Source organism: Limnobaculum xujianqingii (assembly GCF_013394855.1).
GTDB lineage: Bacteria > Pseudomonadota > Gammaproteobacteria > Enterobacterales > Enterobacteriaceae > Limnobaculum > Limnobaculum xujianqingii.
This window is the reverse complement of the sequence record NZ_JABMLK010000002.1, coordinates 1,006,977-1,032,009: the sequence shown is the minus strand read 5'-3', so window position 1 is coordinate 1,032,009 and position 25,033 is coordinate 1,006,977. Positions and strand designations below refer to the sequence as shown.

23 protein-coding genes, 1 pseudogene and 1 riboswitch are annotated in these 25,033 nt (G+C 46.0%); of the genes and pseudogenes, 5 read left to right on the top strand and 19 right to left on the bottom strand.

All coding sequences use genetic code 11. From position 1 onward, the window contains the following. Positions 1 to 175: 175 nt before the first annotated feature. The 8 genes from rhlE to moaA all read right to left on the bottom strand — a co-directional run bounded on the left by rhlE (position 176) and on the right by moaA (position 6,266). A complete protein-coding gene (rhlE, locus tag GOL65_RS18750) occupies positions 176 to 1,576 on the bottom strand; it encodes an ATP-dependent RNA helicase RhlE (RefSeq protein WP_140917997.1) in 1,401 nt (466 codons plus the stop codon). Positions 1,577 to 1,854: 278 nt separating this feature from the next. Next, positions 1,855 to 2,556, bottom strand: coding sequence for a Bax inhibitor-1/YccA family protein (locus tag GOL65_RS18745; RefSeq protein WP_130591673.1), 702 nt, complete (start codon positions 2,554 to 2,556; stop codon positions 1,855 to 1,857). 162 nt (positions 2,557 to 2,718) lie between these two features. Next, entirely contained in the window at positions 2,719 to 3,297 is a 579-nt protein-coding gene (locus GOL65_RS18740; RefSeq protein ID WP_179038494.1) for a flavodoxin family protein, read from the bottom strand. A 187-nt stretch (positions 3,298 to 3,484) separates the two neighbouring features. Continuing rightward, a complete protein-coding gene (gene moaE, locus GOL65_RS18735; protein WP_407657527.1) occupies positions 3,485 to 3,937 on the bottom strand; it encodes a molybdopterin synthase catalytic subunit MoaE in 453 nt (150 codons plus the stop codon). Positions 3,938 to 3,950: 13 nt separating this feature from the next. Continuing rightward, positions 3,951 to 4,196 carry a molybdopterin synthase sulfur carrier subunit gene (moaD, locus tag GOL65_RS18730; protein ID WP_140918000.1) on the bottom strand — a complete coding sequence of 82 codons (246 nt, stop codon included), beginning with the start codon at positions 4,194 to 4,196 and terminating at the stop codon, positions 3,951 to 3,953. Further along, positions 4,193 to 4,702, bottom strand: coding sequence for a cyclic pyranopterin monophosphate synthase MoaC (moaC, locus tag GOL65_RS18725; RefSeq protein WP_140918001.1), 510 nt, complete (start codon positions 4,700 to 4,702; stop codon positions 4,193 to 4,195). The genes moaD and moaC overlap by 4 nt, the downstream gene beginning before the upstream one ends. An 8-nt stretch (positions 4,703 to 4,710) precedes the next feature. Beyond that, complete coding sequence (moaB, locus tag GOL65_RS18720; protein WP_140918002.1) at positions 4,711 to 5,232, bottom strand: molybdenum cofactor biosynthesis protein B; 522 nt, start codon at positions 5,230 to 5,232, stop codon at positions 4,711 to 4,713. Positions 5,233 to 5,282: 50 nt separating this feature from the next. Beyond that, positions 5,283 to 6,266 carry a GTP 3',8-cyclase MoaA gene (gene moaA, locus GOL65_RS18715; protein ID WP_140918003.1) on the bottom strand — a complete coding sequence of 328 codons (984 nt, stop codon included), beginning with the start codon at positions 6,264 to 6,266 and terminating at the stop codon, positions 5,283 to 5,285. After that, positions 6,255 to 6,392, bottom strand: a riboswitch (molybdenum cofactor riboswitch). (Overlaps the previous gene by 12 nt.) Positions 6,393 to 6,677: 285 nt before the next feature. On the opposite strand from moaA, the gene yvcK reads away from it, so the two are divergent. Next, entirely contained in the window at positions 6,678 to 7,589 is a 912-nt protein-coding gene (gene yvcK / locus GOL65_RS18710) for a uridine diphosphate-N-acetylglucosamine-binding protein YvcK (RefSeq protein ID WP_140918004.1), read from the top strand. A gap of 61 nt (positions 7,590 to 7,650) precedes the next feature. Here yvcK and GOL65_RS18705 read toward each other — a convergent pair whose 3' ends face one another. Continuing rightward, entirely contained in the window at positions 7,651 to 8,124 is a 474-nt protein-coding gene (locus tag GOL65_RS18705; protein ID WP_140918005.1) for an outer membrane lipoprotein, read from the bottom strand. 248 nt (positions 8,125 to 8,372) lie between these two features. Next, a complete protein-coding gene (locus tag GOL65_RS18700; RefSeq protein ID WP_140918006.1) occupies positions 8,373 to 8,645 on the bottom strand; it encodes a VF530 family protein in 273 nt (90 codons plus the stop codon). A gap of 207 nt (positions 8,646 to 8,852) precedes the next feature. Here GOL65_RS18700 and GOL65_RS18695 point away from each other — a divergent pair, with 207 nt between their 5' ends. Beyond that, positions 8,853 to 11,501 (top strand): hypothetical protein, encoded by a 2,649-nt coding sequence (locus GOL65_RS18695; protein ID WP_179038493.1) that lies wholly within the window; start codon positions 8,853 to 8,855, stop codon positions 11,499 to 11,501. A gap of 122 nt (positions 11,502 to 11,623) precedes the next feature. Here GOL65_RS18695 and GOL65_RS18690 read toward each other — a convergent pair whose 3' ends face one another. Both GOL65_RS18690 and uvrB read right to left on the bottom strand, forming a co-directional pair. Next, positions 11,624 to 12,169, bottom strand: coding sequence for a CbrC family protein (locus GOL65_RS18690; RefSeq protein WP_140918008.1), 546 nt, complete (start codon positions 12,167 to 12,169; stop codon positions 11,624 to 11,626). 41 nt (positions 12,170 to 12,210) lie between these two features. After that, the gene (gene uvrB, locus GOL65_RS18685) at positions 12,211 to 14,232 is read right to left on the bottom strand and encodes an excinuclease ABC subunit UvrB (protein WP_140918009.1); all 2,022 of its coding nucleotides are present in this window, start codon (positions 14,230 to 14,232) and stop codon (positions 12,211 to 12,213) included. 871 nt (positions 14,233 to 15,103) lie between these two features. Between uvrB and GOL65_RS18680 the strand changes: the two genes are divergently transcribed. Continuing rightward, the gene (locus GOL65_RS18680) at positions 15,104 to 15,928 is read left to right on the top strand and encodes a pyridoxal phosphatase (RefSeq protein ID WP_140918010.1); all 825 of its coding nucleotides are present in this window, start codon (positions 15,104 to 15,106) and stop codon (positions 15,926 to 15,928) included. 296 nt (positions 15,929 to 16,224) lie between these two features. Here GOL65_RS18680 and modC read toward each other — a convergent pair whose 3' ends face one another. From modC to GOL65_RS18660, 4 genes are all read right to left on the bottom strand, one after another. After that, entirely contained in the window at positions 16,225 to 17,292 is a 1,068-nt protein-coding gene (gene modC / locus GOL65_RS18675; RefSeq protein ID WP_140918011.1) for a molybdenum ABC transporter ATP-binding protein ModC, read from the bottom strand. Next, entirely contained in the window at positions 17,292 to 17,981 is a 690-nt protein-coding gene (gene modB, locus GOL65_RS18670; RefSeq protein ID WP_130591688.1) for a molybdate ABC transporter permease subunit, read from the bottom strand. The genes modC and modB overlap by 1 nt, the downstream gene beginning before the upstream one ends. Then, the gene (gene modA / locus GOL65_RS18665) at positions 17,978 to 18,751 is read right to left on the bottom strand and encodes a molybdate ABC transporter substrate-binding protein (protein WP_140918012.1); all 774 of its coding nucleotides are present in this window, start codon (positions 18,749 to 18,751) and stop codon (positions 17,978 to 17,980) included. The genes modB and modA overlap by 4 nt, the downstream gene beginning before the upstream one ends. Before the next feature lie 217 nt (positions 18,752 to 18,968). Then, positions 18,969 to 19,112 (bottom strand): AcrZ family multidrug efflux pump-associated protein, encoded by a 144-nt coding sequence (locus GOL65_RS18660; RefSeq protein WP_140918013.1) that lies wholly within the window; start codon positions 19,110 to 19,112, stop codon positions 18,969 to 18,971. 194 nt (positions 19,113 to 19,306) lie between these two features. Between GOL65_RS18660 and modE the strand changes: the two genes are divergently transcribed. Further along, a complete protein-coding gene (gene modE, locus GOL65_RS18655) occupies positions 19,307 to 20,092 on the top strand; it encodes a molybdenum-dependent transcriptional regulator (RefSeq protein ID WP_140918014.1) in 786 nt (261 codons plus the stop codon). 100 nt (positions 20,093 to 20,192) lie between these two features. Here modE and GOL65_RS18650 read toward each other — a convergent pair whose 3' ends face one another. The 3 genes and pseudogenes from GOL65_RS18650 to xapA all read right to left on the bottom strand — a co-directional run bounded on the left by GOL65_RS18650 (position 20,193) and on the right by xapA (position 23,451). Then, positions 20,193 to 21,086, bottom strand: a complete 894-nt coding sequence (locus GOL65_RS18650; protein ID WP_140918412.1) for a LysR family transcriptional regulator — start codon at positions 21,084 to 21,086, stop codon at positions 20,193 to 20,195. 182 nt (positions 21,087 to 21,268) lie between these two features. After that, positions 21,269 to 22,501 (bottom strand): annotated as a pseudogene (locus GOL65_RS18645) (nucleoside permease); the annotation flags it as partial. A 116-nt stretch (positions 22,502 to 22,617) separates the two neighbouring features. Beyond that, positions 22,618 to 23,451 (bottom strand): xanthosine phosphorylase, encoded by an 834-nt coding sequence (gene xapA / locus GOL65_RS18640; RefSeq protein ID WP_140918017.1) that lies wholly within the window; start codon positions 23,449 to 23,451, stop codon positions 22,618 to 22,620. A gap of 222 nt (positions 23,452 to 23,673) precedes the next feature. On the opposite strand from xapA, the gene GOL65_RS18635 reads away from it, so the two are divergent. After that, positions 23,674 to 24,903 carry a phosphopentomutase gene (locus GOL65_RS18635; RefSeq protein ID WP_140918018.1) on the top strand — a complete coding sequence of 410 codons (1,230 nt, stop codon included), beginning with the start codon at positions 23,674 to 23,676 and terminating at the stop codon, positions 24,901 to 24,903. Positions 24,904 to 25,033 lie beyond the last annotated feature (130 nt).

Here is a 25,033-nt window from a genome sequence, read left to right as displayed (position 1 = left end):
CATATCAACAACATGCTCGGCCGGAAGAGCCATCTACTTAGCTACAGTGCGTGTCGGGCCTGGCCGGACTATTAGCTATTTTAAGACACAAAAGTAAGCCATCAGGCTTCATCTTTATCCAAAAGGCCACAGGTATATGCCTGTGGCCTTTCTACATCAAATTTACTAGCAGTATTTAACTACCCGCTGACTCCGAACGGCGAGCGCCAGCGAACGAAGCGCGTCTTTGTTGAGCAGGTTTATCCGAGCGGGGCTTCTGATTACGTGGCTTATTGTCACCTCGTCCTTCAGATTTATTACCCCATGGACTATTGTCACTACGACCTGCTGTTTGACCAGTTGCCGGACGAGAGCGACCTGAATTTGGACGTCCACCTTGTCCTTGTCCCTGACCTCTGCCCTGACGACCATTGATAATCGGTTCGGCTTTAATAGTTGGATCTGGCTCATAACCCGGTAACGCGATACGCGCAACTTCAAACTTCAGTAAGCGTTCAATATCACGCAGCAGTTTATGTTCATCAACACAAACTAAAGAAACTGCCTCTCCGGTACATTCTGCACGACCGGTACGACCAATGCGGTGAACATAATCTTCCGGTACGTTTGGCAGCTCATAGTTAACTACGTGAGGCAGATGATCGATATCCAGACCACGAGCAGCAATATCAGTAGCAACCAGTACGCGAATTTTACCGTTCTTAAACTCATCCAACGCGCGGGTGCGGGCGCCCTGACTTTTATTACCGTGAATAGCTGAAGCAGTAATACCATCTTTATTCAGCTGTTCTGCCAAATGGTTAGCGCCGTGTTTTGTACGGGTAAATACCAGCACCTGTTGCCACTGGCCTTCACCAATCATTTGTGACAGCAATTCACGCTTACGTTTTTTATCAACAAAGTGGACTTTCTGATCCACCAGTTCTGATGGCGTATTACGTTTTGCCACTTCGACAGAAGCTGGATTGTGCAGCAATTTAGATGCCAGTCCTTTAATCTCATCAGAGAAGGTCGCAGAAAACAGCAGGTTCTGGCGTTTGGCAGGCAGTTTAGCTAAAACACGACGAATATCGTGAATAAAGCCCATATCCAGCATGCGGTCTGCTTCGTCCAGTACCAGAATTTCGACTTTAGATAAATCAACGGCATTCTGATGTTCCAGATCTAACAAACGCCCCGGTGTCGCCACCAGTACATCGACACCCCCACGCAGTTTCATCATCTGTGGATTAATACTAACGCCACCGAAAACCACCAAAGAACGAATATTTAAATGGCGGCTATAATCACGCACATTTTCACCAACCTGAGCAGCCAGCTCACGAGTTGGGGTCAAAATCAGAGCCCTGACAGGGCGACGGCCGCGAGCTGCTTCACCGCTTGCCGTTAAACGCTGTAACAGAGGGAGTGTAAAACCAGCGGTTTTACCCGTTCCCGTTTGCGCACAGGCCATTAAGTCGCGGCCCGATAAAACAACAGGAATCGCCTGCTGTTGAATAGGTGTAGGATCGCGATAACCCTGTTCTTCAACCGCGCGCAAAATATCGGCACTTAAGCCGAGTGAATTAAAAGACATATAAGGAAAAACTCCAGACTCGCCCGGCAAACATTCCGTAGAGGAATAGTCGTTTGCTACGGTCCTGACGAGATTATTATTACGAGGAATGACGTTGAGGCATTACCGCGAGGAATATGGCGTAGACCGAAGTACGCCGAATGCGGTCAGTATAACAGAACTTCCTTCAGTTAGTGTAACTATTCAGGATTTCGCTAATTAACGATTGATTATCGACTTTTTAAAAACAATAAGGGCGCGAAATCGCGCCCTTATTAAATATAATTTTACTGATGATATTAGCGACGGTCGCCTAAAATACGCAGCAGCATTAAGAACAGGTTGATGAAGTCTAAATACAGCGTCAAAGCGCCCATAATAGAAGACTTACGGTAACCTTCTCTGTCATCAATAGAAACTTGCTCACCAATCGCTTTCAGTTTTTGTGTGTCATAAGCAGTTAAGCCAACAAACACAATCACACCGATATAAGTGATAGCCCAGGTCAGAGCCGGGCTCTTAAGGAAAATATTTACCACAGAAGCCAGAAGAATACCGATCAGGCCCATGATCATCATGCTGCCTAACTTGCTTAAGTCACGCTTAGTGGTATATCCGTATACGCTCATGGCACCAAAAGTACCGGCAGTAACAAAGAAAGTACTGGCAATTGAGCTACTGGTATAAGCAATAAAGATACTGGATAAGGTTAATCCGGTCAGAACCGAATAGAGCATAAACAGTGTCGTGGCTAAAGAGCCGCTAATACGGTTAAGCATACCGGACAGGAAAAATACCACGCCCAGTTGCACAATAATCAGACCAAAAAAGGTGATATTGCTGGAGAAAATGAACGACTGAAGCGCAGTTCCGGTAACGAACCAGGCAGTAAATGCAGTCAATAACAGACCGCAGGTCATCCATCCGTAGACCTGAGCCATAAACGCCTGAATACCGGTATTGGCGTGTTCTACGATAGTACCGTTGTGACGTGGATCCATTAATTTTGTCCTTCTTATCTCATAAGTCAAAAAACAGGGGTGAAAACAACTAAATTTACCCAAGGTTATCACATATTATGACACCTGATGGCAAAAATAATTTCGTAATGTCTGGTAAAGATAGATGGAAATCCCCCCTTTAACCAGACATCTGAACATGATTTACACTCTCGACCAGCGCTGCGCCAACTGAGCAATACGCTGACCAAACAGGCGAGCGGTTTCCAGTTCACCAGACAACGGAGCCTCTTCTACTGAAGCATCTGCCGGAGAAACCGTCATTAATCCGGAAACACCGGCAATATAGTTAACGTCCTGACGAGTTGCCGCCTTGGTGTTGGACGGCAGCATGCCCATGCCAGCCCAAATACCGCCATGCTGCTGAGAGAGATGAAACATATAGTCCAGCGTACTGAGCTTGTCACCATTCATACTGGCGGAGTTGGTAAACCCGGCGAACAGCTTATCTTTCCACAATAGTGCAGACCAGGGTTTAGAAGAGGCATCGGCAAACTTCTTAAACTGCCAGGAAGGCCCACTCATATAGGTTGGACTGCCAAAGATGATGCCATTTGCAACTGAAAGAATAACCCATGCCTGTTCTGGCAAATTTCCTTCTGCATCGATGGGCAATATATCAACCTGTGTGCCACTGATTTCCATTAATCCTTTTGCTACTGCTTCGGCAACTTTTGCCGTATGTCCGTATCCACTGTGATACACCATTGCTATACGTGCCATCAAAACCTCTTCAGAACTAAAAAAACAAAGCCTGCCATAAACTTCAGACAGGCTTATAAAACCGGGAGATTATATCATTTTTAACGGGGAATGTGATGGAAATTAGGGAGATAGTTTGGTCTCAAACGTCATTGGCGTTTCAAACCTCTCCCCTGCACGCTTTTAGCGTTAAATATATGGCTGATTATTACCAGCGCTCAGCGGCCTGCTTATCACTATCGCGGGATTCAACCCAGCGATCCCCTTCCTGAGTCGCTTCCCGCTTCCAGAAAGGCGCTTTGGTTTTCAAATAATCCATAATGAATTCTGCCGCTTCAAAAGCAGAACTACGGTGGGCGCTGGTTACACCGACAAACACAATTTCATCGCCGGGAAACAGTTCACCAATACGATGAATCAGGCTAACTCGCTGTAAAGGCCAGCGCTGGCGGGCTTGTTCAATAATCTCAGCCAATGATTTTTCTGTCATGCCCGGATAGTGCTCAAGAGTTAGCGCGCTGACGCTGTCACCTAAATTATGATTGCGTACTTTACCGGTGAAGGTCACCACTGCCCCATCATCGTTGCACTGGGACAACCACTGGTACTCATCGCCAACCTGAAACGCTGCCGGACTTACGGTAATACGAGTGCTGTTAATATCTGACATTTTATTATCCTCCGGTAACCGGTGGAAAGAATGCCACTTCATCGCCATCAACGATTGGATGATCGGCTGTTACTAAAGTTTGATTAACCGCCATCAGCAATTTTCCCGGCTCCAGCGCCAGTGGCCATTTATTACCACGGGTACACAGTGCCTGACGCAGCGCCTCTACCGTTGGGTATTCCGCCGCAAGATCCAACCGTTCGATTCCCACCAGCTCTCTGACCTGAGCAAAAAATATCACCTTAATCATGATGTTTTATCTTCCTTTGTTACTGCCCCACCTTCAGCCAAAAAGTCACCGGACTTGCCGCCGCTTTTCGCCAACAGTCTTACCGGGCCAATAACCATATCTTTCTGGACTGCTTTACACATATCGTAAATCGTCAGAGCGGCTACCGAGGCGGCGGTTAATGCTTCCATCTCAACCCCGGTTTTCCCTGTTAAGCGACAACATGACTCAATGCGTACCCGATTACTTTCCGGCAGTGCTTCAAGAGAAACCTCCACTTTACTGAGTAACAGTGGATGACAAAGCGGGATTAACTCCCAGGTTCTTTTTGCAGCCTGAATACCAGCGATACGCGCGGTGGCAAATACGTCACCCTTGTGATGGCTACCCTGCATAATCATTGCCAGAGTTTCTGCTTTCATCTCAACAAATGCTTCAGCTCGGGCCTCTCTGACCGTTTCACTTTTTGCGGAAACATCCACCATGTGCGCTTCACCAGAAGCATTAATATGGGTTAATTGTGACATGTCGTGACTTATCTCTGTTTTTTGCTCAAGTGAGGTAAAAAGTTACACGGTCGATGGCAGGCATCCAACTGTTCGACAATGATGCGTTCCCATGCCATTTTGCAGGCATTAGTTGAACCAGGAACTGCAAAAATAATAGTTTGATTAGCAATACCGGCCAACGCGCGGGACTGAATAGTCGAAGTCCCAATGTCTTCATAAGACATCATTCGAAACAGCTCACCAAAGCCTTCAACTTCGCGATCAAACAGCGGTAGAATAGCTTCCGGAGTATTATCTCTGGTGGTAAAACCGGTGCCGCCGGTAATCACTACCGCCTGCACAGATTCATCGGCTATCCAGCCAGAAATTACTGCTCGAATTTGATAGATATTGTCTTTAATAATACGTTTATCAACCATCTGATGGCCGACCTGTTTGGCCGCTTCCACCAGATAATGACCAGAAGTATCCTCTGCTTCCCCACGGGAATCAGAAACGGTTAATACCGCAATGGATACTGGAATAAATTCGCTGGCTGCATGTCCCATGTAGGCTCCTTAAATCATAATGTCTGTTGATAACCCGATTTTGCGAGTTATCAACCGCCAATAAATGACAGGTTTTGCGTAATGCCGCTATTACCCTGATGCAGGAAGTGTGTCTGCTTTTTAGTTTGAAGTTTTTCCTGAATGCGATCTTTTAACGCTTCGAGCTGATTATCCTCTTCCAGCAGGTCGCGCAGTGAAATACCGTGCTCACCAAACAGGCAAAGGTGTAAATTACCTACCGCAGAAACCCGCAGGCGGTTACAGCTCAGACAGAAATCTTTTTCATAAGGCATGATCAGGCCGATTTCGCCCTGATAATCAGGATGGTTAAATACTTGTGCCGGACCATCGCTACGGCTGCGGATAGCTTGTTGCCAGCCTCTTTCCAGCAGTTGCTGACGGATCACTTCACCGGAAACATGATGTTTACGGAACAAGTCAGTTCCTTCTCCGGTTTCCATTAGTTCAATAAAACGTAGTTGAATTGGACGATGCTTAATCCAGTCGAGGAAAGTAGCCAGGCTGCGATCGTTCACATCACGCATCAACACAGTATTTACTTTGATTTTTTTGAATCCGGCAGCAAAACCGGCATCGATACCTTCCATCACCTGACGGAACTTGTCCTGACCGGTAATAGCGTGAAACTGACGCGCATCCAGACTATCGACGCTGACGTTCACCGAGGTTAAACCCGCATCTTTCCAGCTCTGAATATCTCTTGCCATCCGATAACCGTTGGTGGTTACCGCCAGTGTTTTAATAGCCGAATTTTCACGGATTGCTGCAACGATATCAACGAAATCGCGGCGTAATGTAGGTTCGCCACCGGTCAGACGGACTTTCTCCGTTCCGAGTTCAGCAAAGCCACGGCCAACGCGTTTAATTTCGTCAAGAGTAAGGAACCGCTTGTTTGAATTTGGTTTATAACCATCAGGCAAACAGTAGTTGCAACGAAAGTTGCAAACATCGGTAATAGATAAGCGCAAATAATAAAATTTGCGATCAAAAGCATCGGTCAATTGCGATACCATAAAACACCTTTCCAATATCGGGAGGCGCAGGCATTTCTACCATACACCCTGGTGACGTTAAGCCACGGCTGCAGCACCATATCATTGACTGACTTAGGTCGAAGCAGCTCAGAGTTTCATTTCATTGTATGCTCTAAATCGGTTGATGACTAACAACTGAGTGATTAACAGAGCAATATATAGATACTAATGCGTAATTTCACTTACTGCCAGAATTATAAATCGTTATGTAATTATTTATACAACGTTTATTCTTCAATTTATTTGCAAGCACCTTACTGAAAAACCCAATGATGCAGCTTGATATAGGTCAATGTTGACCCATGTCATGCAAAATCACGCAGATTTCGCCTTTTGTTTCAAAATCGGTTAACTTATGCCGCAAAAATAAGCTTCACAAAAAGGAATGTTATGCGTAATCGCACCTTAAGCGATCTGGAACATGTGGTGGCGCTTGGCGGAGGACATGGTTTAGGCCGGGTAATGTCGGCACTCTCTCCTTTAGGCTCTCGTCTTACCGGCATTGTGACCACTACCGATAACGGTGGCTCAACAGGACGCATCCGCAAATCAGAAGGCGGAATTGCCTGGGGCGATACTCGTAGCTGCCTTAATCAGCTCATTACTGAACCCAGCGTAGCCTCCACCATGTTTGAATACCGCTTTAGCGGCAACGGTGAGCTTGCAGGACATAATCTGGGTAATCTGATGCTTAAGGCGCTGGATAACCTTAGCGTTCGCCCTTTAGAAGCCATAAATCTGATTCGTAATTTGTTAAAAGTACGAGCCTATCTGATCCCCATGTCGGAGCATCCTGTAGATCTGGCTGCCGTCGATGTGGAAGGTAATGTGGTTTACGGCGAAGTGAATGTCGACAGTCTGAAACAGATGCCAGAACAACTGTTATTGGAACCTCATGTTCCGGCAACCCGCGAAGCCATCGAAGCCATTGATGAAGCAGAACTGATTTTAATCGGCCCCGGAAGCTTTATGACCAGTCTACTGCCGCCATTGTTACTCACTGAAATCGCTCAGGCGCTGCATCGTAGTAAAGCTAAGATTATTTATATTGGCAATCTGGCTAAAGAACTAAGCCCGGCCGCTGCGGCACTTCGCCTGAAAGATAAAATGGATATCATCGAGCAAGCCATCGGTGGACGAAAAATTGACGGTATAATTATTGGTCCGCACACCAGCCCGGAAGGCATTACCGATAAGGTCATTGTTCAACAGCCTCTGGAAGCGGAAGATATCCCATACCGTCACGATCGTGAAATGCTACATAAAGCGCTGGAAGCGGCACTGCAAAAATTCGGCAGATAACACAACATAAAAAAGCGCGAGGATTATTCATCTCTCGCACTTTTTTATTTCAATTATTCGATTATTTCTGAGTACGGGTATCTGCCACAACGCGAGTTGGTTTACCTTCAATGACCAGTACTTTTTGACCGTTAGACAACGGTTGATCCATGCCCTGAGCTACGGTAATCATGCCGTTGCTTTCGGTTTGAATTACATACTCAATTGCCTGTTGCTTAGAAGCACTGCTTTCCAGAGATGAACCCAGCATTCCCCCCAGTAAAGCACCGCCGATCGCTCCCAGCGCATTAGCCCGGAAACCGCCGCCAATAGCAGAGCCAGCCACACCACCGGCCGCTGAACCAACCAGCCCGCCAATACTGCTGTTACCTTCTACATCAACCACTCTTGAACTGACAATTACTCCCGCATAAGTGCGACTGGCCTGCCCTACTTGCTTATCATTGTATGAACTTGAAGAGATATTCGATGCGCACCCTGCCATGCTTAATACAATGCAAGCGACGCCCAGTGTTTTGATAAATGCTGATTTCATGTTGATTCTCCCTTTTAGACTTAATTGTCTGCTATCAATCCTGATACACCGACGTAGACATTCCTGTCAGGTGAATTAAATAAGTATAACAGTAAATTGTTATATCACCCTGAAAACCATATGGATTAGCAGGTTAAACGACAGGTGAATCAGATGTTTAGCTTATTGAGGGATTAGTGTCGTCGCAGGATCGATTAATTGCCAATCAGGAAGAGTTGTTGGTTTTGTAGACAGTAGCAAAAAACTTACTACTTCTCCCACTTCCCCCAAGGACTTTCCACCTCATCCCCTTTAGTTACCTGATTACTCAACTGGTGATGAATATACAGATCTTCCACCTGTTTACGTGCCCATGGGGTACGGCGTAAGAATTTCAGACTAGATTTAATACTGGGATCGTTTTTAAAACAGTTGATATTGACTTCACGAGCCAATGCTTCCCAACCGAATTTATCCACCAGAATCGTCAGCAGACGTTCGAGGGTTATGCCGTGGAGAGGATCTTTTGATTGATGTTGCATAATAAAATTAACGACCTGTGCTGACGACGAAGTTTAAGTATAACAAGCCGTTGGCCCAAGGTCACTTTATGCCTAAAGCTTAAATAATTAATAAGGTAAAAATAACCATAAGAAACTAGTAAAGCATCTTTGTACGCTATATGTTAAATACGATTATGAATCACGCAGTTAACTACAACGCTTTTGGCTTTTCAATGAGGCACAATTATGTTTCTCTCTCGTTCTTACCGATTAACTACTTTACTACTTAGTCTGTCTCTTGCTGTCGCGATTCCGGTTCAGGCCGCAAAAACAGCACCAGCACCCGACCTAAACACCAGCGCACAAACGGCGCCCTGGCCACACAACTATACCATCGACAAGATACCCGTCATTTTCTACCAGCCACAACTGGATAGTCTGGAAGGTAATACCTTGAAAGGCCGTCTGGCAATCTCGGTTAATAAGGGTTCTGTTACGGATAAAAATGGTAAAAAAAGAGCACAGTTAGACTATGGCGTAGTCTGGTTTTCAGCGCTGATTGATACCAATACGGCAGCCCGAACGGCGCAACTGCACGATATCAGCATTGATAAAGCCAATTTTCCAACCGCCCCGGATAAACAAAATGACTATCTGGCGTTAGTAAAAAAGGCGCTACCACAGAAAAACCTGATGGTTAATCTGGATCAGATCGAAGCTTCGCTGGCGATTAATCAGGCAGAGAATCAACAGGTCGGTATTGCAGTAGATAATAAACCACCACAGATTATTTTCTCGCTCACCCCTGCACTGTTAGTGCTGGTTGACGGTGAACCAGTTACCAAACCAACTTCCATTGAAAGTATCAGCCGGGTGATAAATACCCGCTCATTGCTGCTGGAAAAAGATAGCCGCTGGTATATCTATTTTGCTAATCATTGGATGTCTGCCGCTAAACTGGATGGCAACTGGCAACCGCTGACCACCATTCCCGATGGATTTCAGCAAGTGATGCAAGAAGCGGTTAAAGCTAAGGCAGTAGATGTAATGGATAAACTTGGCGATGTAATGAAAAAATCGTTAGCGGAAGGGAAATACCCCACTATTTATACCGCAACCACACCAACAGAATTAATTACGGTTGATGGCGATCCTCAATTTGCCCCGATTGAAAATACTGCCTTGATGTATGTAACCAATACCAGCGGCGATGTGTTTGTTGACTCAGCAACCAATAATGCCTGGTATGTTTTACTGTCTGGTCGTTGGTTTACGTCTGATTCCACTAAAGGCCCCTGGACCTATGTTCCGGGCGAAAAATTACCGGCGGATTTCGCTAAAATACCGTCGCTGAGTCCAAAAAGTGCGGTACTGGCGTCAATACCGGGAACCCCTGAAGCAAAAGAATCACTTATCGCTAATTCAATACCACAAACCGCCAGCGTTAATATTCAGCAGGCAAAACTTAATGTGAGCTATGACGGTGGTAAAGCACAGTTTAAATCAATTGATGGCACCACCCTTCACTACGCCGCCAATAGCGCCCTTCCAGTGATTGAAGTGAGCCCTAATCTGTTTTATGCAGTACAAAACGGTATTTGGTTTACGGCTACTTCATCTACCGGACCTTGGTCTGTAGCGCTGTCGGTTCCGGCGATAATTTATACCATCCCTGCCTCATCACCCATTCACTATGTCACCTATGTTCATGTATATGGTCACACAACCAGCATAGTGTATGTTGGTTATACCCCTGGTTATTACGGTACTGTAGTCAGTAATAACGTGGTGGTTTATGGAACTGGTTATCCCTGCAATGCCTGGGTTGGTAACGTTTGGTACGGCTGCCCTGCCACCTATGGTTATAATGCTGCTTTTGGTTATGACCCCTACGTTGGCTGGTCCGTTGGCTTTATTGCCGGGTGGGCATGGGCATCCGCCTGGTATGGTCCATCATGGGGACCATGGTATGACTGGGATGGCCCTACGCCATGGTATGACGGCCCTTCTGTTGCCATCAGTAATGTATATGGCCGTTGGGGAAATACTGTTGCACAAGGCGTTCGTACCGACTGGTCCAATCCGTGGACCGGAAACTATGGCACTGGCGTCAGAGGCAGTTTTTACAATCAGGCTACTGGCACTCATGGCTATGGTTACGCTGCCCGCAATATCAATGATTACACCGGAATTAAATCAGGGGTTGCTGGCAACGTGCGTTATAACCCACAAACTGGCAGAGCTGTTGCCTCTCATGGCGCAGCTATCGCCAACCCGGATACCGGAAATGCCATTGGCGCCAACAATAGAACCAGCGTCAATACGCGTACAGGCCGCGTAACTGACAATGCTCATGTGGCCACCCGTACCGATCAGGGAGCGACTTCCGCTCGCGCGTTTAACAGTCAGGGGATTGCCGGTAATGCTCATGGTTCGGGCTATGTGCATTATGATGCCAGCACGGGTCAAATTACTCATGGTGGACACGTCAATACTGATAATGGCTTCTACGCAGGTAAAGATGGTCATGTTTATCGCTATGATAAGGGTCAGGGTTGGCAGCAGGTTCAGTCTAATGGTCAGCTTAAACAAGTCACACCGCCATCAAATGCCGGGGTAGATCGCGACCAATTGGCCCGTACCCGAGCTAATCAACGTACAGAAGATCGCAGTTACTCCTCTTCTGCTGATATTAACCGGAGTAACATCCAACAAAACCGACAAAATCGTATTCAGACACGTCAGAATAGTAATCAAAACTTTGACGGCAGTCGTTTAGGTAGCGGGCAATTCCAGGGTGGAGGAAACCGCATGGAGAATATGCACCAGTTCGATCGAGGCAACCTGTCTCATGGGTTTCAGGGACGGGTTGGTGGATTCCGACATTTTAGATAACATCATCGTGCATAAAGGCGGCCAACTGGCCGCCTTTATTGATAATCAGACTAAGTTAGCATCACACACATTAAAATTCTGGTATGTCCGGATACAATCACTAATTATTCATTTCAAAATTTTTAGTCGCAGTCCTGATAACCGCCTAACTCGCCACATTTGGTACACCGGAATAGATAGGCCGTCGGTGAGCCATCTTTATCTAACGCGGAGAAAAAGTTATCCCATTCAGGGCCATCAGGCAATCCGGTAGAGTCTTGAATTGCAGTAATCGCTTGAGTACCAAACGCCTTCAGCTCTTTTTGACCAACTCGTCCGATAAACTGTGCTGCATCGCCACAATGAGTCCACCACTGTTCTTGCTGCCAGCCAGAAAAACCTGGCGTACGGTATGCGACCTCTTCTACTGCCTCATCAGGAATATCATCCCAATCACCATAACCACCAATACCACTTTCATCGGTGAAGCTGACATCTAATGTCTTATGTGCGGAACCGTCACTGATGCACCAGGGACACAGACATTCATCATATTCTTCAATGGCATAAACCGGGCCGGTATAAATATAACCTCGAGCCTGACCACAGCAGATGCATTCAACATCAGATTGAACAATGCTGCCGGTCTCAAGAGGATCCGGATGATATTTAAACATTGGAAACGACATTACTTCTCCTTAATCGCTTACACGGACCGACCAATCAATGATTACGATATCGCTATAAACTGCTCCCGCAGCTTCTGTAACTGATCCCGTAACTGAGCCGCATCTTCAAACTCAAGATTCTGCGCATGCTGATACATTTTGCCTTCCAGTTCGCGAATCTTTTTATCCAATGCCTGCGGTGTCAGTGCTGTGTAATCAGCCTCTGGCTCTGCCGCTTTCTTCTTACCCCGGCCTTTAGCATGTTTCAGCGTACCTAATCCCTGACCCAGCTCCAGAATATCCTCAATCGATTTATTCAATCCTTGTGGAACAATTCCGTTAGCCTCATTATAGGCTATCTGCCGCGCTCTGCGACGTTCGGTTTCATCAATGGCCTTCGCCATCGAGTTAGTCACTCTATCGCCGTAGAGAATCGCTTTGCCGTTTAGATTACGCGCCGCACGACCAATAGTCTGAATCAGTGAACGTTCAGAACGCAGGAACCCTTCTTTATCTGCATCTAAAATCGCCACTAATGAAACTTCTGGCATATCCAGACCTTCCCGCAACAGGTTGATCCCTACCAGTACATCAAACTCACCTAATCGCAGGTCGCGAATAATCTCCACCCGCTCAACAGTATCAATATCCGAGTGCAGATAGCGTACCCGCTCTCCATGCTCTTCCAGATATTCGGTTAAATCTTCTGCCATCCGTTTGGTAAGCGTAGTGACCAACACCCGCTCGTTCTTCTCCACCCGAATACGAATTTCAGACAGTAAGTCATCCACCTGAGTAGTAACAGGACGTACTTCAATGAGTGGATCCAATAACCCCGTAGGACGTACTACCTGATCGATAACTTCACTACCGGATTTTTCCAGCTCATAATTTCCGGGTGTAGCAGACACATAAATGGTTTGCGGAGCTAATTGTTCAAATTCTTCAAATCGCAGCGGACGGTTGTCTAATGCAGAAGGCAAACGGAAGCCATATTCCACCAGCGTCTCTTTACGCGCCCGGTCACCTCGATACATACCGCCTAGCTGAGGCACGGTTACGTGAGATTCATCAATCACCAGCAAGCCATCCGCCGGTAGGTAATCAAACAGAGTTGGAGGTGGTGCACCTTCTCCACGCCCCGATAGATAGCGTGAATAGTTTTCGATGCCGGAGCAATAGCCCAGCTCATTCATCATCTCTATATCAAACTGGGTTCGTTGACTCAGACGCTGCTCTTCCACCAACTTGTCATTTGCCAGTAGTACCCGGCGGCGATCTGCCAGTTCAACTTTAATACCTTCAATAGCTTCCAGTATGCGTTCCCGCGGCGTGACATAGTGAGTTTTAGGATAGATAGTGAAACGGGGAACCACCTGCTGAACCTGACCAGTCAACGGGTCAAAAACCGACAGACGCTCCACTTCATCATCAAACAATTCGATACGCAGAGCGTACTCGTCCGACTCCGCCGGGAAGATATCAATTACTTCACCGCGCACCCGAAAAGTACTGCGCTGAAAGACCTGATCGTTTCGGGTGTATTGCAATTCCGCCAGACGTTGCAAAATCGAACGCTGATCGATAATCATGCCGCGCGTCAGGTGCAACATCATTTTCAGATAGGCGTCCGGATCGCCCAAACCATAGATAGCAGATACCGAAGCTACCAGAACCACATCCCGCCGCTCCAACAAAGCTTTGGTGGCCGACAGCCGCATCTGCTCAATATGTTCGTTTATCGATGCGTCTTTTTCAATAAAGGTATCCGAGCTGGGAACATAAGCTTCCGGCTGATAATAATCATAATAAGAGACGAAATACTCCACCGCATTCTCAGGAAAAAAGGCTTTCATCTCCCCATATAACTGAGCCGCCAGCGTCTTATTCGGCGCCAGTATCATGGTAGGTCTTTCTAATTCGGCAATCACGTTAGCAATAGTGAATGTTTTACCCGAGCCAGTTACCCCAAGCAGCGTTTGGTGAGCTAATCCATCCTCTAACCCTTCAGTCAACCGCCTGATAGCCTCGGGTTGATCGCCTGCGGGTTGGAAAGCGGAGTTTAGTTTGAATGTTTTACTCATGATTCACGCTACCTGAAAATAAAGTTCGATGAAGATCGCAATTTCTATTATGTGGAGCTGGACAGTATTTTACCACTTCCATTATACTGTATATTAAACCAGTAAAAAACCTAATTTGAGTAACTGTTTAATTTTAAAACAACTATTGCTCCAATAGCGCGGGTATATCGATAAGGGCTAATAGTCAAGTTATAGAAATGTAATTTATCCCCAAGAACGTGTTGACATTTCTCAAATCAGCGCATTTTTTCAGTCATATCCACTGAACCATTTGCCGTCCAATATTGGCCTATTGATTTTAGCTAACTTAATGATAAAAATAACATTTCCACTGGCGTCGAGAATGCAAACAAAAACTGGAAAAGCCGCATCAGGGCTGGGATGAGATGATTTTTCTAACGGTAATACACAAGGTTATCCACAGGAATGGTGGATAAGTAAAATTTTCCTACTAATACTGCTGCATTGCGTCCGGTGCCTTTTTCAGAAACTCAGTTAAAAACATCTCTTCTAAAAATTTTTTTATCCTGTTTACCAGAGATTTATTCTTAAAAATAATTGAAAAAAAATTTTACAGACGCGCTTTTAGCTAATATTTTCACCAGCTATATTCTTCTTTCTGTTCAGAATAAAGATCTCTGTTATTTACCCTAAACTTTCGTCTTATCACTCTAAAAGTCGCGATCGCGCCCTGTTCTGAATCACTACGCAAATTACCCACCGGTTAGAGTACCCAAGTTTAGTTACAGAAATGTTACATCCCATCCATAAAAATAGAGTCAGCAATAAACTTTGATAATCTGTTGGTTTTATGCTCGAATTGAGGTTTCCGCTCCCTCCCATCACGTTAACAGCAGACAATATAGCCGCCATGAAATATCAGATTATTGCTCTCGACCTCGACGGTACTTTACTCAACTCACACAAGCAGATTTTACAAGAATCTCTCGATACTCTGGCCCTTGCCCGTCAACAAGGCATTAAAGTGGTTATCGTTACCGGACGCCATCACGTTGCTATCCATCCCTTCTATCAGGCACTGCAATTGGATACGCCCGCTATTTGCTGTAACGGTACCTATACCTATCACTATCAAAAACAACAGGTACTATCCGGAACGCCGCTGACAAAATCTCAGGCAACCCGTGTGGCTCAATTACTGCGTAATCATCCAATTCAAAGCCTGATGTACATTGATAACGCCATGACTTTTGAACAGAAAGATGACAGCATCGATCGCTGGTACGCCTGGGCCGCTCGCCTGCCGGAGAACCAACGCCCCAACATGCTCCATGTGGATAAATTCGAAACGGCGATCGACCAGGCAAATAACGTATGGAAGTTCGCCACCTCCAGCGATGACGAAGATGCTCTTAACCACTTCAGTAACCTGGTAGAAAAAGAGCTGGGACTCGCCTGTGAACGCTCATGGCATAACCAGATAGATCTGGCTCAACAAGGCAACAGTAAAGGCAACAGACTGCGTGAGTGGGTCGAATCTCAGGGAATCAGCATGAATAACGTCATTGCCTTCGGCGATAACCTGAACGACGTCAGCATGCTATCTCAGGCAGGATTAGGCGTCGCCATGGGTAACAGCAGCGACGAAGTAAAAATGCACGCCAATCTGGTAGCCGGAGAAAACGACACCCCAACCATCGCAAATATCATCCGCGAACGTGTTTTGCAGCAGTAAATAGAATAATGCATCATGAAAATGCCTCCCAATTGGAGGCATTATTAATCGATGACAATATCTGGCGGCTTAACATGTATGCTTAAAAATAGTCAATCGCCGGGAGGGGCTGCCGTGGGGGTCGACTTGGCGTAAGCCAACGAAGTGCCCGTAGGCAGACCAGGCCCGGGGCACTCTGTAGCTAAGTACAAATTGTCTTCCGACCGTACTCTCAGCCCATTTAAGCACCTTATTTTTACGGTCGGAACGTACACAGGCGATGATTTATTAGATTAGACCTATTAAAAATGGCCTCATCACCATGCCTCACGACTAATCGACACCGCCTTAACCAACGCAAACAACGACTGCCCCACACTGATATTCAACTCATCCCGAGCCCAGGGTGTAATTCTGGCCCAAATGGCATGCTGCCCTACCGACAGTTTCACATCTATGCGCTCGTCTGAGGAATAAATTTCTATCACCTCAGCAGCCAACACGTTGCGGATACTGCTATCCTGCGGTTTAGTTAATGCTAAAGAGACATCCGCCGCATTAATACGAATACGTAATCTTTGCCCCTGTGCTACATCTACCCGATTAACCCACAGGCACTGTTCTCCTAACGCCAACGCACTCATCGAATATTTATCATGCTGTTCCAACAAAGTCACATTCAGTACGCTGCTCTGCTCATCCTGCTGTAGCCATGGCGTCATGGCATCACTGGCCCATACGCTCTCCAGTTCCCCGGAGGCTCTGACTTTGCCACTATCCAGCACTATCACCTGTTCCGCCAGACGCAGAATCTCTTCCATACTGTGGGTCACATACAGAATGGGAATATTCACATCTTTAGCCAGCCGTTCCAGATAAGGGATCAGTTCCCGCTTACGTGGTACATCCAGCGAAGCCAGAGGCTCATCCATCAATAACAATTCAGGAGCGGTCAATAGAGCACGACCAATAGCAACTCGCTGTTTTTCGCCGCCGGATAAGGTCACAGGAAAACGTTTAAGCAGATGACCAATACCCAACAGTTCAACAATATCATCAAACTGGTGTTGCATTTGTGGTTGCATACCGTACTGTAAATTACCTTTGGTGCTGTAATGAGGGAACAGACGTGCATCCTGAAACACATAACCAATACGGCGCTTTGCTGGCGGCAAATAAATTCCACGGGAACAATCTACCAGCACCCTGTCGTTCAAAATAATTTCGCCGCTGTCAGGACGCGTTAACCCACTTACTGCATTAATTAGTGAAGTTTTACCTGCGCCGGACAGACCAAAAATTGCGGTAATACCATCGCCAGGAACTTCAACCGAGATATCCATCTCCAGAGCCCCCAGCCGCTGTTTAAAATTGAGCTTTAACATCAGCCTTTCAGCCTCCGTTGACTCCAGCGTGCCAGCCATTCAGACATCAGCAACGATATTAACGACAGCAAAATAGCGATAATACACAGGCGAGCCGCATCCCCTTCCGCACCAGGCGTTTCAATCAGAGTATACATCGCCAAAGGGATGGTTCGGGTTTCACCGGGGATATTAGAGACAAAGGTAATAGTAGCGCCAAACTCCCCCAACGAGCGGGCAAAGGCCAGCACTACCCCAGCCAACAGACCGGGAAAAGCCAAAGGTAAGGTTACGGTAAACAACACTCGCCAGAAACCGGCCCCCAGCGTTCTGGCGGCTTGTTCCAGCTTGGTATCAACCGCTTCAAGCGCCAGACGAATTGCCCTGACCATTAAAGGAAAAGCAATAACCGCAGAAGCAAAGGCCGCTCCACGCCAGCTAAAAGTAAAGCTAAAACCAAACCACTGATATAGCCATTCACCAATAATGCCTCTGCGACCAAAGCCGATTAACAGTAAATAGCCAATAACTACTGGAGGTAGCACCAGTGGAAGATGAATAATGCTGTCCAGTAATGCTTTGCCCGGAAACTGACAGCGAGCCAGAATCCAGGCAACAAAAATACCGACAGGTAAACTGAAAGCCACTGCCACTCCAGCCACCTTAAGGCTGAGTAGCAGGGCTTCTAACTCATATTGAGATAACATCATTTAATACGTGGACTGAACCCATATTTTTCAAATACTGCAGTAGCTTCCGGTGTAGACAGATACTTAGCAAATTCCTGTACGGCTGGAGTTGAATGGTCTTTTACTGTCGCCATTGGATATTCTACCGGTAAATGACTGTCATCCGGAAAAATACCAACCATTTTTACCTTTTTACTGGCTACCGCATCTGAACCATACACAATTCCCAACGGAGCCTCAGCACGCTCAACCAATGCCAGTGCAGCACGTACGTTGTTTGCACGAGCCATTTTTGGTGATAGTTGATCCCAAACGCCAAGGAAAGTTAATGCCTGTTTAGTATAGATACCTGCCGGAACGTGGTCCGGATCGCCGACTGCCAGACGCCCATCTTTCAGTAAAGATGACCAGTCAGTGACTTTATTCACATTGACATGTTTTAACGGGCTATCGAGTGGAGCCACCAGAACCAGATCGTTACCCAGCAAGGTTACGCGAGTTTTATCGTCCATCAGTTTCTTTTCAACTACGTAATCCATCCACTGTTGGTCAGCAGAGATGAACATATCTGCCGGAGCACCCTGTTCAATTTGACGGGCCAGCGTTGAAGAAGAAGCAAAGGAGGAAGTAACCTCTACACCGCTTTTTTTCTTATAATCTGTTGCGATTTCTTCCAGTGCGTTAGTTAACGATGCAGCAGCAAATACGGTAATTTTTTCCGCTGCTGATGCAGTTTGTAGCAGAGTAGCAGCTAACAATCCAACCAGAGTGAGTTTCAGTTTGTTCTTCATTTCAGCCTCGTTATTTTATTGTCAATAATATCAGGCAATATTGCCCTTCGATATATACTGAGAAATATAACGTTTTCCCGTTTACTTGTCATTGACTGATGTTTGATTTATGAAAGAACTACCGAAAAGAGGTATCGCAGCAACAAAAAACACCGGCCTGCATTTATTGCAGGCCGGTGCCATATGATATTCAGATTTACACTAACGCCAACAGGAATTAGTTATTGCGGGTTTTGCTCGGACCAAGTTTTGAGATAAAGTTAAACACTTCACCCAGACCGTAAATTAACCCCAAAATAATTGCCATCACCACGGGAACCATACAGGCGGCAAATACCAGACTTTTTAATAATTCAAACATAAGTTCCTCATTTAACTATCCATGCTGACGCATGTTCGCAATGGTTTTATTACCAATGTTATTAATCAATATAACACAGAGTTTATCAGCTATCTGCTGATAATTTTCATCTATCTGTGCTGCCTGACAATTTGGCAGAATGATAAAAATGAAGGACAATGGCTTATGCCTTTACCAAACGGACACTATTCGCGATGAATGCTGAAATCTTACTTACTCTGAAATTGCAAGGCCATCTGTTCGCTGACCCTCGTCGTATCGCTTTGCTAAAACAAATCGAACATACCGGTTCAATCAGTCAGGGTGCCAAACTGGCAGAGATCAGCTATAAAAGCGCCTGGGATGCAGTCAATGAGATGAATAAGTTGACCGACAATCTGTTAGTAGAACGTGCTACCGGCGGTAAAGGTGGTGGCGGAGCCCATTTGACTCCTTACGGTAAACGTCTGCTTCAATTGTATGATTTGCTGGAAAAAATACAGCAAAAAGCATTTGATGTATTACAGGATGACTCCATGCCGCTGGACAGCCTGTTAGCTGCCATCGCCCGTTTTTCGCTACAAACCAGCGCCCGTAATCAATTCTTTGGCACCATTCTCGATCGGCAACCAACCAATAAGCCAGACTGTGTTACTTTGCTAATGAACGATGGCAAAACCGAGATTCATGCCTCCCTGACTCAACAAAGCATAAAACGACTGCAACTTACCGAGGGAAAAGAAGTATTAGCACTGATAAAAGCGCCGCTGATTGATTTACACCAGCAACCGCCTGCAGCCAGTGATAACTGTCTGCGTAGTACGGTAACCTCAGTGAATACCAGCGAACACCGCTGTGAAGTATTACTACAGTTAGATGGGGGAGAAACCCTCTGCTCTACCATTTCTAACCAGCAGGCAAAGACATTATCTGTTCAGACGGGACAAGTGTTATGGGCAACCTTTAGCGCCGAAAGCGTCATTATTGCTACATTATGCTAAATCGGCAGAATAGGTTTTAGTCAATCAACTCAGGTGCCAATTACCCCACTAACTCCAGAGGATTCAAATTGGCACCCATATTACTCAATAATGGAAGGTATTACGCCGAAACGACCTTTAGCTCATCAATTAGCCTTAGGGTTGTCGGAGTGATTTGTGACTCATCATAAACCACATACAAATCAGCAGGAATTCGCTCCTCCAGTGGTCGAAAAATCACCCCCGGCCAGTTCATTTGGGCATAACTGTCCGCTATCATGGTAATTCCCAATCCCATACTGATTAATGCCAGCACCGTTTGTGGCTCAACCGCCTCTCGCACAATATAGGGAGAAAAACCTGCGTTATTACATACTTTTTGTAAAAATGACCAGTCCGAATGCACCGCAGGTAACGTTACAAAAGCTTCATTTCTTAACTCATGCAGAGGAATAGAGTCATATCTGGCCAAACGATGTTCGCTCGGTAAAGCCACCAGAAAAGAGGCTTCTTGTAATCTCAGGCTGGTTAATCCTTGAGGTGGTATAGAAACCATCCGCCAGATACCGGCATCAATTTCGTGGCGTTCTAACATAGCCATTTGTATACCGGGGGATTTTTCACGAAAGATAATATCAACGGTAGGATTGGCTTTAATAAAATTATGCAGAATCGGTCTTAATCGCCCCCACAGCGCGGTTCCAACAATGCCCAGTTCTATGCGCCCTCTTTCTCCGCGACCTATTTGCTCAACTCTGGCTAGTGCCTGATTGGTCGCCGCCAGCAGGTTACGCGTTTCTTCCATCAGTACCTTTCCCGCATGGGTCAAAGCAACACTGCGGGAATGGCGAATAAACAGCATGGTTCCTAACTGAGCTTCCAGCTCCTTTATATGAATACTGAGCGGCGGCTGCGACATATTCAGGCGCACCGCCGCTTTGCCAAAATGAAGTTCTTCCGCTACCGCTAAAAAATAGCGCAATAGCTTCAGGTCAGTACGATAAACGCGTTCAATTGAATCCACACCGACTCCTGTCCTGGGTATTTATTATAGTTAGTTTATGTTACCGCCAGTCAGAACCTCACCATGACAAATTAACCATCAATAGCCATTTTGAGAGATAACGGACTGTTTATCGTCCAGCGTGGCCAGTAAGCTCGCCAACAGACTGGAAGCACCAAAGCGGAAGTTTGAGCCAGTTTTTCTGGTTGATGCTTGTACTGGAAGGTAAAGAAGAAGACTACTGCCAGCAGAACCGCATAGGCAGCAAATACCAACCAGATGGTTTGCCAGTCTTTAACCCCATCAACCGAGAAGTAATCCACAGCTTTACCACTCAGAATGGCACCAACATAAGCACCAACGCCATTAACCATGGTCATAAACAGCCCTTGTGCACTGGCTCTGATATCCGAGCTGACTTCCTGTTCAACAAACACCGAACCGGAAATATTGAAGAAGTCAAAAGCACAGCCATAAACGATCATTGACATCATCAGCAGTACAAAGCCCACCGGGGAAGGATCGCCATAGGCAAATAATCCAAAGCGCAGGCACCAGGCCACCATGCTTAATAACATGACGGTTTTAATACCAAAGCGCTTAAGGAAGAACGGGATCGCCAGAATAAACAGCACTTCTGACATTTGTGATACCGACAGCAAAATGGATGGGTACTTCACTACAAAACTGTCTTTAAACTCCGGATTCAGCGCAAAGTCGTGCAGGAACGGACTGCCAAAGGTGTTGGTAATCTGTAATACCGCGCCCAACAGCATGGCAAACAGAAAGAACACTGCCATTCTTGGTTTTTTGAACAACACGAAGGCATCCAGTCCTAACATACTGACCCAGGTCTGATTTTGCTTTTTGTTCGCCGTCGGAATGGAAGGTAAAGTTAATGAATAGGCAGCCAGTAGCAGTGAAGCCCCCGAAGCGATATACAACTGCATATTACTTAGCTCAAGGCCCAACAAACTAATGGTCCACATGGCAACAATAAAACCAATGGTGCCAAATACCCGAATCGGTGGGAAATTACTCACCGTATCCAACCCTGCCTTTTCCAGACAGTAGTAAGAGATGGTATTAGATAGCGCAATGGTTGGCATAAATGTCATGGCGTTAATCAACATTACCCAAAACATCAGACCGGGTTCGTTGATACTCGCGGCATAAAACAACGCCACTGCACATGCCAAATGACATAAGGTGTAGACTCGGTTGGCCCTCATCCACTTATCGGCAATAATACCAATCAGACTTGGCATCAGTACCGCAGCCAAACCCTTGGTGCTATATACCACACCAACTGATGCACCATTGAAGTGAAGCGTATTAATCATGTAAGAACCCAGCGTCACCAGCCAGCTTCCCCAGATGAAATACTGCAAAAACGACATGATTTTTAAGCGATTTTTAATTCCCATGTTGTTTTCCCGTCCCGCCGCATGGCTGGCTTATTGCGGGTAATACCGCATTATGTAACATCACAGATAACTTCATTAGTACAGACATTCCTGTCTCCTTATGGATGTTTTCTGTTTTAAGCCAGCTTGCGTAAAAAACCGCAAATCAGGGTGATAAAGTTCTGGCGAGAAAGTTCGGCTGCCGCCAGCGTTTGAGCATGGGACAACGTCACTTTGCCTAGTCCTTCTGCCAGGTTGGTGATTGCAGATACCGCAACGACCTTTAATCCACAATGACGAGCAGAGATCACTTCCGGCACCACTGACATACCAACTACATCGCCACCAATAATCTGCATCATGCGTATTTCTGCTGCGGTCTCGAAGTTAGGCCCCGGATAAGAGACAAAAACCCCTTCGGACAACGGGAAACCAGACTCTTTCGCCACTTGCTGAAGTACCGCGCGGTAATCAGCATCATAAGCATTTGCCAGTGTAAAGAAGCGCTCACCAAAGCGTTCATCGTTCAAACCAACCATCGGTGTGCCCGGCATGGTATTAATATGATCGTTCAGAGAAACCAGGCTGCCTGGTTCAACTTCAGGTCGTAAAGAACCCGCAGTATTGGTTGAAAATAACAGTTCACAGCCCAACAGCTTAAAAGTACGAATAGCATCAGTCATGATGGTCATTCCGCGACCTTCATAAAAGTGCCCACGCCCTTTCATACAGGCTACCGGTACCCCGGAAAGTGTTCCTAACACCAGTTCACCGGCATGACCATGAACAGTACTAACTGGAAAACCTGGCAATTTTTCATAAGAGATAGCAACCGCATCTTCAATTTGTTCAGCCAACGCACCCAGCCCGGAACCTAAAATAAAAGCCACTCTCGGTGTAAAGTCAGGTTTATATTTACGAATAATGTCCGCAGCATAAAATGGATTTTGAGATAATTCTATTTGTGACATAACAGTTTTCCTCATTGATTGAGTTTTTTTAGTTTTTAATCGCAATAAAGCTTTTCTTTTTAATCCTGTTATTTATACCGACTGCCAAATCACTTTATCCAATATTGTTTTCCCGCAGGATCAATACGGATTTAATATTGATTAAATTCACCTGCGCTAATCAATTCCTGTTATATATAAATTTATATAATTTAACTGACTGAATTATTATTCGGAGATAATATGCGCGCGATTATTTTAATCATGGACTCCTTTGGCGTGGGAGCAACTCCCGATGCAGATACGTTTGGTGATACCGGTTCGGATACTCTGGGCCACATTGCTGAATATTGTGCAACGGGTCGGGCAGAGTTGGGGCGTCATGGCCCATTAAAATTGCCTAATCTGGAGCAGTTGGGATTAGGGTTGGCGGGCCAACTGGCTACGGGGAATTTACCGGCAGGATTTAACCCGACTCCGGTTATTCGCGCTGCCTATGGCGCAGCCAAAGAGGCCTCTTCCGGCAAAGATACCCCTTCTGGCCACTGGGAACTGGCAGGTGTTCCGGTGCGTTTTGATTGGGGTTACTTCAGCGAACCAACCAATACTTTTCCACAAACCTTACTCGACAATCTGGTACGCAGAGCTAATCTGCCCGGTTATCTGGGGAACTGCCACTCATCCGGTACCGTGATTCTTGACCAATATGCACAAGAGCATATGGCAACCGGTAAACCCATTTTTTATACCTCGGCGGATTCAGTTTTTCAGATAGCCTGCCATGAAGAAACATTTGGTCTGGAACGCCTTTACCAACTATGCGAAATCGCCCGTGAAGAGGTTGATCCTTATAATATTTGTCGGGTTATCGCTCGTCCGTTTGTAGGTGATGTCAGCAGCGGTTTTACTCGCACCGGTAACCGCCATGATCTGGCAGTGGAACCACCCGCAGATACCGTATTGAAAAAGCTGGTCGATGCCGGTGGTTTTGTGATTGCGATTGGTAAGATTTCCGATATCTATGCAGGGGTTGGTATCAGTCAAAAAATTAAGGCTAACGGTCTGGATGCTTTGTGGGACGCTACCTTAGAAGCAACGGCGCAGGACAATGATTTCAGCATTATAATGACCAACTTTGTTGATTTTGACCAAAACTATGGTCATCGTCGTGATATTTCTGGCTATGCTGCAGCGTTGGAACTGTTTGATCGCCGCCTGCCGGAACTCTATCCATTGCTGCGTGATGACGATGTCGTCATTATCACCGCTGACCACGGCTGTGACCCAACCTGGCCGGGCACCGACCATACTCGTGAACACATTCCGGTTCTGGTTTATGGTAAACAAGTACAAAACGGCAGTCTGGGAGTCAGGGAGTCTTTTGTTGATATCGGTCAAAGCCTGGCCACCTGGTTTGAACTACCACTATTCAATGAAGGCAACAGTTTTCTGAACAAGGCCATCTCCCGATAACACTCTGTTTTCAGAAATATTATTTCTGACGAATCAATAATCTAAGCTTAATAATCGAGGACGTTTATATTTAACGTCCTCGCTGTTATTTAATACTTAATTTATTTTAAATCTGTAAAAAATATTTATA